Source organism: Bacillus sp. PPSBB_2 (assembly GCF_045291115.1).
Lineage (GTDB): Bacteria > Bacillota > Bacilli > Bacillales > Bacillaceae_G > Bacillus_A > Bacillus_A cereus.
The window spans coordinates 571,361-586,059 of record NZ_CP147983.1; the positions used below are offsets into that span (position 1 = coordinate 571,361).

Consider the following 14,699-nt stretch of genomic DNA (forward strand, 5'->3'; position numbering starts at 1 on the left):
TAAGAGAAGGTGGGATTTAAATGAGTCTAGTTAAAAAAGGTGCTGCTCTATTAATGGTAGCAACAATGGCATTATCTAGTGCAGCTTGTTCAAATAGTAAAACAGAGGGAAAACCTGAAGCACAGGCAAAAGTAGCACCAGTTGAAAAAAATGGTGATAAAACTGTAATTCGCTTCTGGCATGCGATGGGTGGAAAAACACAAGGAGTATTAGATGGTCTTGTTGCAGACTATAATAAGTCGCAAAATAAATATGAGATAAAGGCAGAGTTCCAAGGGACGTATGAAGAGTCTTTAACGAAATTTAGAACGATGTCTGCAACGAAAGAAGCGCCAGCTCTTGTTCAATCGAGTGAAATTACAACGAAATATATGATTGATAGTAAAAAAATCACACCAATTGATAGCTGGATAAAAAAAGATAAGTACGATACGTCAAAATTAGAAAAAGCAATTACAAATTATTATTCAGTTGATGGAAAAATGTATTCTATGCCATTTAATTCATCTACACCAGTATTAATTTATAATAAAGATGCTTTCGCAAAGGCGGGCTTAGATCCAGAGAAAGCTCCAAAAACATATGCGGAATTACAAGAAGCAGCGAAAAAGTTAACGATTAAAGAAGGCGGAAATGTAAAACAATATGGATTCTCCATGCTTAACTACGGTTGGTTCTTTGAAGAATTGTTAGCGACACAAGGTGCTTTATATGTAGATAACGAAAACGGCCGTAAAGATGCTGCAAAGAAGGCGGTATTTAACGGTAAAGAAGGACAGAAAGTATTTGGAATGTTAGATGATTTAAATAAAGCTGGCGCCCTTGGAAAGTATGGAGCAAGTTGGGATGATATTCGTGCCGCGTTCCAGTCTGGACAAGTTGCTATGTATTTAGATTCTTCAGCAGGTGTTCGTGATTTAATCGATGCATCTAAGTTTAATGTAGGTGTTTCATATATTCCGTATCCAGAGGATTCGAAACAAAATGGTGTTGTTATTGGTGGAGCATCATTATGGATGACGAATATGGTTTCAGAAGAAACGCAACAAGGTGCTTGGGACTTTATGAAATATTTAACGAAGCCAGACGTACAAGCAAAATGGCATACTGCAACAGGTTATTTCTCAATTAATCCAGATGCATATAATGAGCCATTAGTAAAAGAGCAATATGAAAAATATCCACAGTTGAAAGTAACAGTAGATCAATTGCAAGCGACGAAGCAATCTCCAGCAACACAAGGGGCTTTAATTAGTGTATTCCCAGAATCACGAGATGCAGTTGTAAAAGCATTAGAAGCGATGTATGACGGGAAGAATAGTAAAGAAGCGTTAGATGAAGCTGCCAAAGCAACAGATAGAGCAATTAGCATTTCAGCTCGTACGAGTCAAAAATAAGAGAAAGCCGTATCCTTAAAAGGGATACGGCTTTCTCTATAGGGAGATAAGGGATCAAAGAAATGATGAAGTCTTATCTCTTTTATATGAGTAAAGGGTCTAGAGTGAATGTTGTCCTTTTCATTATTTATTTAACTCCATTGCGACTTGTTTACCATTTACGAAAACCTCTACTACCGCTACTACAACTTCCATTACTTTTTTCATCTCTCATCTCTCCTTATTTTTTGTTTCATTTCTTACTCTCAGTATAAGGAAATACAGTAATTACAACTATCGAATTGGATGACAAGAGACTTACATTGTTGTAAGGATAATAGTTTAGTTTGTAATAAAGTGAAACTGTAATCAGTGGGGGGCTTACTGCCCGTTAATGCGGGATTTCAATTCTGAACTTTCTGTCGTTTTGAACTATAATTAGAAAGAGGGGGGATAATATGAAAAGAATTCTTGTTATTAGTGATATTCATGGAGAGATAGAAAAGTTCGAACAGTTATTGGAAGAAGCTCAATATGATGCGAAACAGGATCAATTAATCTTACTGGGAGATTATGTAGATCGTGGTCCAAATGCGCGTGCTGTAATTGAAAAGGTAAGAGAATTGAAAAAAGAGGGAGCACTCATTTTAAAAGGAAATCATGAAGATATGATGATTAAGGCGTTAACGACAAATGAGGAACGTTCATGGAACCATTGGGTAAAAAGAAATGGTGGAGATAAGACATTATATAGCTATGGATTTGTAGAAGAAGATATTGCGGTTAATGAGAAAGACTTCCAAAAACCGATTTTACACTCTCGTGTATTAGAGGAACATATAAAGTTTATTCAAGAATTAGATCATTACATTGAAACAGAAGAGTATATATTTGTACATGCTGGGGTTGAACCGATGAAACGAGTTTCTGAATCTGAACCATATACATTAATGTGGATCCGTAATGAATTTCATAATGGATATAGCGGTGAAAAGGTTGTTGTATTTGGGCATACGGAAACAAAAACGCTTCATGGTAGTGAGGATTGCGGAGTGTATTTTGGTAGTAATCGTATTATTGGGATTGATGGCGGGGCTGTGTATGGCGGTCAGCTAAATTGTTTAGAGTTGCCGAGTAAAAAGGTATATGTAATAAAAAATTGAAAGAGATAAGAGGAATCTTATTTCTTTCAATTTTTTATTAAGCTAAATTTAAGACAAAGTTTTTATAATAAAACTTCAAAATTTTAGAAGGAAATAGTTAAAAATGAAATTACGTAATGTAACTACATTCTTTTGTTATAAAGAGAAGAAATGTAATAATAAATAGAATTGAACTATTTGATGGAAGGTGAGAGCATGCGTTTACTTGTAGTAGAAGATAATGCTTCGTTATTAGAGTCTATCGTACAAATTTTACGTGATGAATTTGAAGTAGATACGGCAATAAATGGAGAAGATGGATTGTTTTTAGCTCTTCAAAATATATATGATGCAATTTTGCTGGATGTGATGATGCCAGGGATGGACGGATTTGAAGTGATTCAAAAAATACGAGATGAAAAGATTGAAACACCAGTCCTGTTTTTGACAGCGAGAGATTCTTTAGAAGATCGGGTGAAGGGATTGGACTTTGGTGGAGATGACTATATTGTTAAGCCATTTCAGGCCCCTGAATTAAAAGCGAGAATTCGTGCTTTACTACGCAGAAGTGGTAGTTTAACAACGCAGCAAACAATTCGTTATAAAGGGATTGAATTGTTCGGAAAAGATAAAGACGTTCAAGTAGATGGACAAAGTATTAAGTTGACATTGAAACAATATGAGCTACTAGAGTATCTCATTCAAAATAGCGGGAAGATTTTAATGCGTGAACAAATTTTTGATCGTGTTTGGGGATTTGATTCAGATACTACAGTAGCGATTGTAGAAGTATATGTGCATCATTTGCGTAAAAAATTAGAACCATTCGGTTATCAGAAAGATATTCAAACCGTTCGAGGTATTGGATATATATTAAAAGAACAATGAAAAAAGGAAGTATGTTTCAAAAAACACGCATTCGTTTGACTATAGTGAACTCATTAGTATTTATTCTATTAATAGGTATATTAGGTAGTATTATTTATTCATACACATATAAGCGTATTTATAATGAAGTGGATCAATCTATAAAAATGATGGCTCAGTATAGAGAAAAATTAGATGTTAAAATACCACCAAGAAAACGCATGGAGAATATCCAAATTGGAGATCCGCGAGTAACTAGAATAACTTGGAATGGGAAAATAGTGAAAATAGAGGGCGATAACCGTAAATTCCGTTCTATTTTTGAAGAGAATTTGGAAAGTTTTTCTCCCGAAAAATTAGAGGAGTTACAAGATATTGAAGTACAAGGACGATATTTTAGAGCATTTTCGCTTCAAAAAGATGGAGAAATAGTTCAAATCGTGCGAGATATAACAGCGGAAGAAGGAATGTTAAATACTTTATTTTTAATTCTCGTTATAGGTTGTAGCATAGGAAGCCTCTGTGCGATAGGTATTGGCTTTTTCCTAGCTGGTAGAGCACTTGTACCTATTCAAAGTTCATGGGAGAAACAGCAGCAATTCGTTTCTGATGCATCACATGAACTCAGGACACCACTTGCAGTTATTCAATCAAAAACGGATGTTTTATTCCAGTCACCATCCGCTACGATAGAAGAAAAAGCGATGGATATTTCTACAATTTCAAAAGAATGTAGGCGGTTATCGAAACTCGTTAGTAATTTATTATTGCTAGCACGTTCTGATTCTAATCAAATTGAGATGGATAAGAAAACATTTGAACTTGATAAATTGTTAGAAGAAATAGTAGCTCCATATAAAGAGATTGCTTCTTATCAAGAAAAAGAAATGATGCTAAAAGTAGAACGTGGTGTATCTTTTATGGCTGATAGAGAGCGGATTCATCAAATGATGGTCATACTGTTAGATAATGCGATGAAGTATACAAACGAAGGTGGGCATATTCAAATTGATTGCACGCAAACGAGTAGTTCAATTCGCATACAGGTGAAAGATGACGGGATAGGAGTGAAAGAAGAAGATATTCCGAAATTATTTGATCGTTTTTATCAAGGGGATAAAGCAAGAAGTACGTCAGAAGGAGCTGGATTAGGTCTTTCAATCGCAAATTGGATTGTAGAAAAGCATTACGGAAAAATATCAGTAGAGAGCAAATGGGGAGATGGCACTTGTTTTGAAGTGATTTTCCCTAAGAACCAAAAAATATAAGTAAGAAGACGACCTTGTTTTTACAGGGTCGTCTTTTTTTAAGGTAAAGTTAAGAAACTATTTATATTATGTATGGCATAAAGAAAGTTCGTTACATGAAGAAGAGACTAGGTGTATGTGAGTGGGGTTTATCAATCATAATGTTATCTCAAGCAGCGATGAGATGTATGTATAGTATTAAAAAAACTAGGGGAATGATGGGAAAGAAAGTATAAGAGGGAGGAATTAATTTTGAAAAAGAAAATGATGACGGTATTCACTATTGGAGTAATGAGTTTAAGTATATTAGGGGGTGCCTCTCCTTCTGAAACACAAAAAGGAAAGACAGATTACACGCAGCGCAGTAAAGAACAATTGAACAATGGTAAGATACATGCAGTGCATACAGAAGAAAAAGCAGAGAAACTAGGTATTGAAACGGAAGGAAAAGAACAAATTACACTAGAAAAAGAAATTCATGAAACAGAAGTAGGAAGGGAAGCAGAGCAGTTAGGCATATCGATTGAAGGAAAAGATGTTGGGACGCTGTCAGAAGAAATCTATGAAACAAAAGTAAAGCAAGAAGCGTTAAAGCTAGGTATATCTATAGAGAATACATCAATTGTAGATTTAATTACTCAAATTAATGCGATTAAAATTAAAGATGAAGCAGATAAATTAGGTATTTCGACAGATGGAAAAGAAATCGAAGACATCGCGGAAGAAATCTACGGAAAGAAAGTAAGAGAAGAAGCAGAAAAGCTAGACATTTCTCAAAAAGGAAAAGAAATTGAAGAGTTAGCACAAGAAGTGTACGAACAAAAAGTACAAGAAGAAGCAAAAAAACATCATATTGATTTGTATGGTAAAGATATATATCAAATATTAAGAGAAATTAATGAACAAAAGGTGCTACAAATGGCAGATGAGCTTAATATGGATAAAATGAATATGAATATTCAAGAGTTAGCGGAAAAGATAAAAAAAGATCAGCCTGAAAAAGGAAAAGAACTAAATTTTGTACCGATGGTACGAACGGATGCTGACGCATTTTATTCTTATTTAACGAATTAATAAGGGTGTGAAAGCGATAAGAAAATTGAAGTGGTATATATGTACAGCTTTACTAGGTGCAGCAATATGGAGTGTATATACAAATGGAATTCCAAAGTATGTAGAGAAGTTAACATTCTCAAATATACAAAAAGGAAAAGAAACGGAGTTTAGTAATAACGATGAAAAAGTCATCTTATCAAATGTTCCCTTAATTCAGCAGTTACCAGAATTGGATAGAGGCTGTGAAGTGACGAGTTTAGCGATGATGTTACAATACGCTGGTGTTTCAGTGGATAAGATGACATTAGCAAATGAAATAAAAAAAGTTGATTTTATAGACGATGGTGTGCGCGGGAATCCAAATGAAGGATTTGTAGGTAATATTTATACATTTTCTGAATCGGGATATGGTGTATATCATGGGCCACTTTTTCAGTTAGCGGAAAAATGTTTACCTAATAAAGCTGTAGATTTAACAGGGAAGAATATAGAAGAAATTTATAAGAGTATAAAAGCAGGGCAACCTGTAGTCATGATCACAAATGCAACATTTGCACCATTAGATGCAGATGAATTTACTACATGGGAAACAAATAGTGGAGATGTTTCTATTACGTATAATGAACATTGTATTGTACTTATCGGGTATGATCAGGAATCTGTATATATTCGAGATCCACTTGAGGGTAGCTTAGATGTAAAAGTACCGAGAGAAACCTTTGAACAGGCATGGGCGCAAATGGGAAGTCAGGCAATTAGTTATGTAAAGAGCGTCAAATAAATTAGGACGAAGAGTTTTAGTAATATGACTATAAGGCGAAGGATAAAGATTTGAGGATTATAAGAGAAGTTTTATAGAGTATAAGCTGTTAAGAAATAAGAGAACTTTAGCATATATAATGCTAAAGTTCTCTTATTTTTATGATTAAAATACGTATAAGGAGTGAATATGCAAAAATGCATAATTGACGAAAAAATTACATGTTATCATTATATATTGTTTTATATATGTTAATTGTATAAAATGACACAAGTATCCACATTACATAAAGGAGGCTTATTATGCAAAAAATATTTAACTGGGTTAAATGTATGAGTATCAATAAAAAATTAATCATTTCATTTTTTATTATTTTAACTATACCAGGAATTATTATCGGTGGTGTTTCATATCAAACTGCCAAAACAAATTTTGAACATCAAATGACAGCTAAAGCAAAGGAGAATATTTCGATTTTAAATACTGTTATTTCTCAAAATATAGAAGAGAAATTTGTTGATGCGACGTACTTTGCAGACATCTTAACAGAGGATACATATCCAAATGGACAGGAAGAAATAGTAAGAACGAAGTTAGCACAATATATAAAGCTTCATCCAGAAGTAGAAGGTATTTATATTGGAACAGAGACAGGAAAGTTTATAAGAGAACCATTTATCCAGATGGCTGATGGGTATAATCCAACAGATAGATCTTGGTATAAAGAAGCTCATGAAAATAAAGGGAAAGTAATTGTTACTGCACCATATCAGTCAGCATCTACAAAAAATATGGTAGTGACAATTGCGAAAGAAGTAAAAGATGGTAAAGGTGTTATAGGAATTAATTTAAATTTAGATAACATCTTAAAAATTTCCAAAATGATTAACATTGGTGAAAAAGGTTATGCAGTTATTTTAGATCAAAATAAGCAAATTGTTAGTCATCCATCTAGGAAACCAGGTGCAAAAGTTACTGATCCTTGGATTAAACCAATCTATGAAGATAAACAAGGAAATGTGTCTTATACAGAACAAGATGATAAAAAGAATTTAATCTTTGCAACAAATGAGAAAACGGGCTGGAAAGTAGTTGGCGTTATGTTCGATGAAGAAATTACCCAAGCTGCCAGTCCAGTGTTTTATAAGACTTTGATTGTCATTGCTATCGCTATTGCATTTGGTAGTATATTAATTTATTTCATTACAAAGTCTATTACAAGGCCATTACGAAAAATAGCTGAATCGGCATATAAAATTAGTAAGGGAGATTTAACAGAGAAAATTACAATCCATTCCAAGGATGACATAGGGAAATTAGGGAATTCATTTAATGAAATGTCTACGTCTTTACAAGATGTTATTACCCAAATTAGCTTTTCAGCAGAACATGTTGCAGCATCGGCAGAAGAGTTAACAGCGAGCGTACAGCAAGCAAATGATGCGACAGATCAAATTACAATTGCAATGGAACAAGTATCAGGTGGGGCTGAATCACAAAGTCAAGGTGTTGAAGAAGGTGCGGCTACATTGCAACAAGTAAATACAGCAATTCAAGATGTAACTGGAAGCGCAGAGTCAATTTCTATTTCCTCATTACATGCGCGAGAAAGAGCTGAAGAGGGAGAAGATTTAGTTGAACAAACTGCAAAACAAATGCAGTCTATTTCTAGGTCGGTATCCGAGTCAGATGCTATTATTAAACTTCTTGATGAGAAATCAAAGCAAGTAGGAGCTATTTCTGAAGCAATTCAAAGCATCGCAACTCAAACAAACTTATTAGCTTTAAATGCGGCTATTGAAGCAGCAAGAGCAGGTGAACAGGGACGAGGATTTGCTATTGTAGCAGATGAGGTTAGAAAATTAGCAGAGCAATCAGGAGAGTCATCTGGAGAGATTGCAAATTTAATTGCAGAAATTAAGGCGGATATTGAACATACTGTTAAGGCGATGGATAATGTGAATGGAGAAGTTCAACAGGGCCTTGATGTTGTAACAAAAACGAAAGTAAGTTTTACGGAAATTTTAAGTTCTACTACACATATTGTTTCTCAAGTTAATCAAATGGTAGAAACAACGAAGAGAATTGCTGGAGATGCAAATGAAGTGACAAATGCTATTGATGAAATTGCAGCTGCTGCAGAAGAAAATACAGCTAGTATGCAAAGTGTTGCAGCTTCAACAGAAGAACAGGTTAATTCCATGGAGGAAATTAGTTCAGCTTCGCAAAACTTAGCTGAGATGGCAGAAGAACTACAAGCGATGACTAGTAAATTTAAAGTATAATAACAGCAGATAAGTAAGGTGAAAATAATATCACCTTACTTATTTTTCTATTCAGCAATTAGGGGAGTCATTAACGGGATGAAAAAAAGAAGAAGACTATGGAATTTATGGAAAACGATTACATTGTTAGTTTGTACAGTTGTAATTTTTTCTTTACTTGTGACAGATATATTAATTAGTCATAATGTAGAACGGACGACGGAGGATAGCCAAGCAGAGAAGGCAAAAACAATTGCACACATTGTGGCGAATGATTCGATTGTAATCGATGGTTTGGTTTGGAAAGCAGATACCTCTGCAATCCAAACGTATACAAATAGAATATTACAAAACACAGGTGTTCAGTTTATTGTAGTTATGGACATGAATGGAATAAGAAAGTCACATCCAAATCCTCAAAAAATAGGGCATCATTTTATTGGAGGAGATGAAGGGCCTGCATTGAAAGGAAAAGAACATGTATCGTTAGCAGAAGGAACTTTAGGTATTTCCATGCGAGTGTTTGTACCAATATTTTCTGAAACAGGTGAACAATTTGGAGCTGTGGCTGTTGGTATTTCAGCAGATAATGTAAAAGAGAGAGTTAAGGAAAGTAGACATATCATTTATATTGGTGTCGGAGTTGGTGTATTAGTCGGAATTATAGGAGCAATATTGCTAGCTAGACATATAAAGAAAAGTTTATTCGGTCTTGAGCCGCACAGGATAGCAAAAATTCTTGAAGAAAGAAATACGATGCTACAATCTGTAAAGGAAGGTATTATTGCTGTAGATAAAGAGGCTAGAGTAACATTAATTAATAATGAAGCGAAACGTCTATTTAAAAAAAGCGGACTTGAAGAAGATTTTATCGGTAAAGATGTTGAGTTGTATATGCCAAATTCACGTATAAAAGAAGTATTGCAAACGGGAGAAGTACAATTAAACGAAGAACAAAATATTTATGGAATTACGATTGTGACGAATCGAGTTCCTTTATATGTAAAAGGAGAAATAGTTGGTGCAATTGCAACATTTCGTGATAAAACAGAGATTAGAAAACTAGCAGAGGAACTAACTGGTATTAGACTATATGCAGAAGCATTACGGGCACAATCTCATGAGTTTATGAATAAGATGCATGTCGTATTAGGGCTTACACATATGAAGCAGTATGAAGAATTACAGAAGTATATAAGCGGCATGGTATCAGAGCATCAATATGAAATTGGTGGAGTTATGAAAAGAATAAAAAGTCCAGTATTTGCTGGTTTTTTACTAGGTAAGCTCAGCTATGCTAGAGAGAAATATATAAAATTAATTATAAGTGAAGATTCTTATATGCCGGAAATAGATGATGAAAGTATTACTCATGAACTTATTACGATTGTCGGAAATTTAATTGATAATGCATTAGAGGCAGTTACGAATTGTGAAAAGAAGCGAGTTGAAGTTAAGATACAACATGGGGATATACTAACTATTACAGTACAAGATACGGGAAAAGGTATACAAGAAAAAGAAATAGAGGAATTATTTACGAAAGGTTATTCCACAAAGGGAGATAACCGCGGTTATGGTTTGTATCTTGTAAAAGAAAGTATACAGCGAATAAATGGGGAAATTCATATGCATTCATTAGTAGGTAAGGGAACAACGATAACAATTGAAATACCTAAAGGTAGGGATGAGAGGCAAATATGATTAAAGTTTTAATTGTAGAAGATGACCCGATGGTAGCAATGCTAAATACGCATTATTTAGAGCAAGTAGGAGGATTTGAACTTGTTCAAGCAGTTAACTCAGTAAAGTCGGCGATCGAAATATTAGAGAAATCACGAGTAGATTTAGTATTACTTGATATTTTTATGCCTGAAGAGACTGGTTTTGAGCTTTTAATGTATATCCGGAACCAAGAAAAAGAAATCGATATTATAATGATTTCAGCTGTACATGATATGGGAAGTATTAAAAAAGCATTACAATATGGTGTAGTAGATTATTTAATTAAACCATTTACATTTGAACGATTTAAAGAGGCATTAACTATATATCGAGAAAAACTTACTTTCATGAAAGAACAACAAAAAATTAGTCAATCGGAATTAGATTCGTTAATTTTACAAAAAGAAAAAAGGGAGCCTACTGTCACGAAAGAGCTTCCGAAAGGGTTAACGAAGCAAACGTTGCAATTAATTTGGCAGAAGATCGAGTCGTTGAATGGAAGAGTGTTTACAACAGATGAAATGGCACAATTAGTTGGAATTTCAAGAGTTTCTATTCGAAAATATGTAATGTTTTTGACTGACATTGGGGTGTTAGAAAACGAAATGATGTACCAACATGTGGGCAGACCTGTAAGTAAATTAAGATGTGTTGATCAAAAGAAAATAGAGTTTTACGTATAAGCGACTTAATATAAGTCGCTTATACTTTTTTTAATTACAAAATCAATTACAAAACTTACAAAAACTATTTTTACTATTGAAAGCGTTTTAATATTGTTATTAAGAAAACGAGGGGGTGCCATATGGGAATTCAAAAGAATGTGGAAGCGGTATCATTTTCTGAAGGAAATGAAGTACAAAGAGAATCTTTCGCTTCTAAAATTATGAATGTAAAAATCGGTGTTATACCTTTACCGTTATATGTAGTATTGGCTGCTATTATTTATGGGGCATCTGTATATAATAAATTACCAGCAGATATGATTGGTGGATTTGCAGTTATTATGATCATGGGGATTTTCTTAGGCGATATTGGGATGAGAATTCCAATTTTAAAAAATATCGGCGGTCCAGCAATACTTTCGTTATTTATTCCATCATTACTTGTATTTTTTAACTGGATGAATCCAGCTTCAATGGAAGCTGCGACTATGTTAATGAAAAAATCGAACTTTTTATATTTATATATTTCTTGTTTAGTAGTCGGAAGTATTTTAGGAATGAACCGTAAAGTGTTAGTACAAGGTTTCGTTCGCATGTTTATTCCTTTAGTAGTAGGGACATTAGCTTCTGTAGCAGTAGGGTTATTGGTCGGTTCATTATTTGGATTTGAAATGAAGCACACATTCTTCTTTATCATCGTACCAATTGTGAGTGGTGGTATCGGGGAAGGGATTTTACCATTGTCGCTAGCTTATAGTGATATTTTAAATGAATCATCAGCGACGTTTGTATCACAGCTTATTCCAGCAGCTATTATTGGAAATATGTTCGCAATTGTAAGTGCAGGGTATATGAAGCGTTTAGGTGAGAAGAAACCGGAGCTTAGTGGTAACGGTGTATTAGTGAAAACAGACAATCAAGCAGAATTATTAAAAGAACAAAATACAGAGAAGCCAATTGACTTCTCATTAATGGGAGCAGGTTTATTAATTGCGTGTACGTTCTTCATCTTCGGAGGATTTGCTTCTAAGTTCATCGGTATTCCTGGGGCAATCATTATGATTTTTTCAGCAGCACTTGTGAAATACTTTAAATTAATGCCAGCAAAAATGGAGCAAGGAGCATTCCATTTATATAAATTTATTTCGAAGAATTTAACTTGGCCTTTAATGGTTGGATTAGGATTGCTATATATTCCGTTAAAAGACGTAGCAGCAGTTCTTTCAGTAGGATATGTTGTTGTGTGCGCATCGGTTGTTCTTACAATGGTAGCATCAGGTTTTCTTGTAGGGAAAGTGATGAAGATGTATCCAGTTGAATCGGCGATTGTAACTGGATGTCATAGCGGTTTAGGCGGAACTGGAGATGTTGCTATTTTATCGGCTTCAAATCGTATGGAATTAATGCCGTTCGCGCAAATTTCAACTCGTTTAGGCGGGGCGGCAATGGTTGTAACGGCGACAATATTATTAAAAATGTTTTCATGATCAAACAAGCTAGCTATATTCGTATAGCTAGCTTGTCAAATTAAGGGGAGATTATAAGTATGTTAGCAAATCAAATTAATGAAAGATCATTGTTATTGCATAAAGAATTAGTAGGGAAAATTGAAATTACAAGTAAAGTGGAGGTAAATTCAGCGGATGATTTAAGCCTGACGTATACACCAGGTGTAGCGGAGTCGTGTAAAGCGATTGCGGCAGATGAAGAAACAGTGTATGACTATACAGCACGTGGCAATATGGTGGCAGTTGTTTCAGATGGAACAGCGGTACTCGGTTTAGGAAACATTGGACCGAAAGCCGCTATGCCTGTTATGGAAGGAAAAAGTATTTTGTTTAAGAAGTTTGCGAATGTAGATGCTTTCCCATTATGTTTAGGCACAACGGATGTAGATGAAATCGTTACCCTTGTAAAAAATTTAGAGCCTACATTTGCAGGGATTAATTTAGAAGATATTGCAGCACCGCGTTGTTTTGAAATTGAAAAACGATTAAAAGAAGAAACGAATATTCCTGTATTCCATGATGATCAACACGGAACAGCTATTGTCGTTTTAGCAGCTGTTATTAATGCATTAAAAGTTGTTAGCAAACAAATGGATAATGTGAAAATCGTTATTAACGGTGCGGGTTCGGCAGGAATTGCAATTGGAAAATTATTATTAAAGGCTGGTGCAAAGCACATTACGCTAGTTAGCCTAGAAGGTATTGTTTGTGAAGGTGAAACATGGATGAACGAAGCACAAATTGAAGTTTCAAAAAAGACAAATCGTGAACATGTGCGTGGAACGTTAAAAGGAGCAATTCACCAAGCTGATATTTTTATTGGCGTATCTGCTCCTAACGTATTAACGAAAGAACTTGTACAGACGATGAATGAGAAAGCAATTGTGTTTGCAATGGCGAATCCAATTCCAGAAATCTTCCCTGAGGATGCATTAGAGGCTGGGGCAGCTGTAGTAGGAACTGGACGCTCGGATTATGCGAATCAAGTAAATAATGTATTGGCGTTTCCCGGAATATTCCGCGGTGCGTTAGATGTGCGCGCAACTGATATTACAGAAGAGATGAAATTAGCGGCAGCATATGGGATCGCTAACATCATTACTGATGAAGAACGTAATGCGAATTATGTAATCCCCAATCCATTAGATAAAAGAGTTGTTCCAAGTGTTGCAGAAGCAGTAGCGAAAGCAGCTATTGATTCAGGCGTGGCACAAATTACGAAAATACCACGTTATTAATAGCGAAAAGCAGTGCCTAAAAGGCACTGCTTTTTTGAGATAAGAAATCAAAATAATGAAGAAGTGTAGAATTATTTATGTTTCTTCACTATTTATTTAATTCCATTGCAACTTGTTTACCATTCACTAAAACCTCAGTTACTGCTACGATCACTTCCATCATTTTTTTCATCTCTCATCTCTCCTCGTTTCATTTCTTACTTTAAGTATAAGAGAAGAGAGATAATTCAACTATCGAAGTACATGACGTAGAAATTACATTGTTGTAAGAAAGTGGCTTATTTTTGTCACTTTACTCAGCGGTGATTACAAACTGATTATAATATTTTTCATTCACATATATATTTAATAACCATAATCCAGATGAAGGTAGTGACATAGCGAGAGGGAGTTCGCTTGTAGTAGAATCGATTGTATTTGAAGTAGTCCAAGTTTGTTTGGAAGTTTCTTTTTGAAAGAGTACTGGTGTTGGAGTTACAGATCCTTGTTTTAGCGCAATAATAGACAATTTTCCAGTTGGTATTTCAGAATCTAGAAAGTACCACATTATTTCATTTTGTTCATTTGCGATAATAGGACTATCAGCCATTGCGACTTTACCTTCGATGCCTTTTAAAGGTATTTTTCCGTCTATGAATGAGGGTGCTTCTTCCCAATTTACATCTTTTAAAACACTAAGGTGAAAGAAGGAAGGTGCGTTCACTTGAGTGGATGACGTTGCTATTACGTCTTTTTTTTGTTCTTTTGAATCCGGTTGCGTTTGTGTACATCCAGTGATGAGGAAGGAGAGAAGTAGCATAGTTCCGATTTTTTTCATGGTGCCACACTCCTAGTTTTTATTGTTAGTGTAA

General features: G+C 34.7%; 12 protein-coding genes. 11 read left to right on the forward strand and 1 reads right to left on the reverse strand.

Translation table 11 applies throughout. The features are described from left to right. The first annotated feature begins 20 nt into the window (after positions 1–20). From V6946_RS02820 to V6946_RS02870, 11 genes are all read left to right on the forward strand, one after another. The gene (locus V6946_RS02820) at positions 21–1,397 is read left to right on the forward strand and encodes an ABC transporter substrate-binding protein (protein ID WP_000060602.1); all 1,377 of its coding nucleotides are present in this window, start codon (positions 21–23) and stop codon (positions 1,395–1,397) included. A 437-nt stretch (positions 1,398–1,834) separates the two neighbouring features. Continuing rightward, positions 1,835–2,539: a metallophosphoesterase family protein gene (locus V6946_RS02825; RefSeq protein ID WP_000821975.1), complete on the forward strand. Its 705-nt coding sequence runs from the start codon at positions 1,835–1,837 to the stop codon at positions 2,537–2,539. Positions 2,540–2,734: 195 nt separating this feature from the next. After that, positions 2,735–3,406 carry a response regulator transcription factor gene (locus V6946_RS02830; protein ID WP_001238623.1) on the forward strand — a complete coding sequence of 224 codons (672 nt, stop codon included), beginning with the start codon at positions 2,735–2,737 and terminating at the stop codon, positions 3,404–3,406. Then, a complete protein-coding gene (locus V6946_RS02835) occupies positions 3,403–4,653 on the forward strand; it encodes a cell wall metabolism sensor histidine kinase WalK (protein ID WP_006925058.1) in 1,251 nt (416 codons plus the stop codon). The genes V6946_RS02830 and V6946_RS02835 overlap by 4 nt, the downstream gene beginning before the upstream one ends. 231 nt (positions 4,654–4,884) lie before the next feature. Next, positions 4,885–5,706 carry a hypothetical protein gene (locus tag V6946_RS02840; protein WP_000728587.1) on the forward strand — a complete coding sequence of 274 codons (822 nt, stop codon included), beginning with the start codon at positions 4,885–4,887 and terminating at the stop codon, positions 5,704–5,706. Positions 5,707–5,713: 7 nt separating this feature from the next. Further along, entirely contained in the window at positions 5,714–6,469 is a 756-nt protein-coding gene (locus V6946_RS02845; RefSeq protein ID WP_006925054.1) for a C39 family peptidase, read from the forward strand. 422 nt (positions 6,470–6,891) lie between these two features. Beyond that, entirely contained in the window at positions 6,892–8,733 is a 1,842-nt protein-coding gene (locus V6946_RS02850; protein WP_406622344.1) for a methyl-accepting chemotaxis protein, read from the forward strand. A 78-nt stretch (positions 8,734–8,811) separates the two neighbouring features. Beyond that, on the forward strand, positions 8,812–10,416 hold the full coding sequence (locus V6946_RS02855; RefSeq protein ID WP_406622204.1) for a sensor histidine kinase: 1,605 nt from the start codon (positions 8,812–8,814) through the stop codon (positions 10,414–10,416). After that, complete coding sequence (locus tag V6946_RS02860) at positions 10,413–11,120, forward strand: response regulator (RefSeq protein WP_000598666.1); 708 nt, start codon at positions 10,413–10,415, stop codon at positions 11,118–11,120. Before V6946_RS02855 ends, V6946_RS02860 begins: the two co-directional genes overlap by 4 nt. Positions 11,121–11,242: 122 nt before the next feature. Further along, positions 11,243–12,589: a 2-hydroxycarboxylate transporter family protein gene (locus tag V6946_RS02865; RefSeq protein WP_000512722.1), complete on the forward strand. Its 1,347-nt coding sequence runs from the start codon at positions 11,243–11,245 to the stop codon at positions 12,587–12,589. A 59-nt stretch (positions 12,590–12,648) separates the two neighbouring features. Next, positions 12,649–13,848, forward strand: coding sequence for an NADP-dependent malic enzyme (locus V6946_RS02870; protein ID WP_006925047.1), 1,200 nt, complete (start codon positions 12,649–12,651; stop codon positions 13,846–13,848). A 292-nt stretch (positions 13,849–14,140) separates the two neighbouring features. On the opposite strand, the gene V6946_RS02875 is transcribed toward V6946_RS02870, so the two are convergent. Then, positions 14,141–14,665: a DUF4871 domain-containing protein gene (locus tag V6946_RS02875; RefSeq protein ID WP_006925045.1), complete on the reverse strand. Its 525-nt coding sequence runs from the start codon at positions 14,663–14,665 to the stop codon at positions 14,141–14,143. Positions 14,666–14,699: the final 34 nt, after the last annotated feature.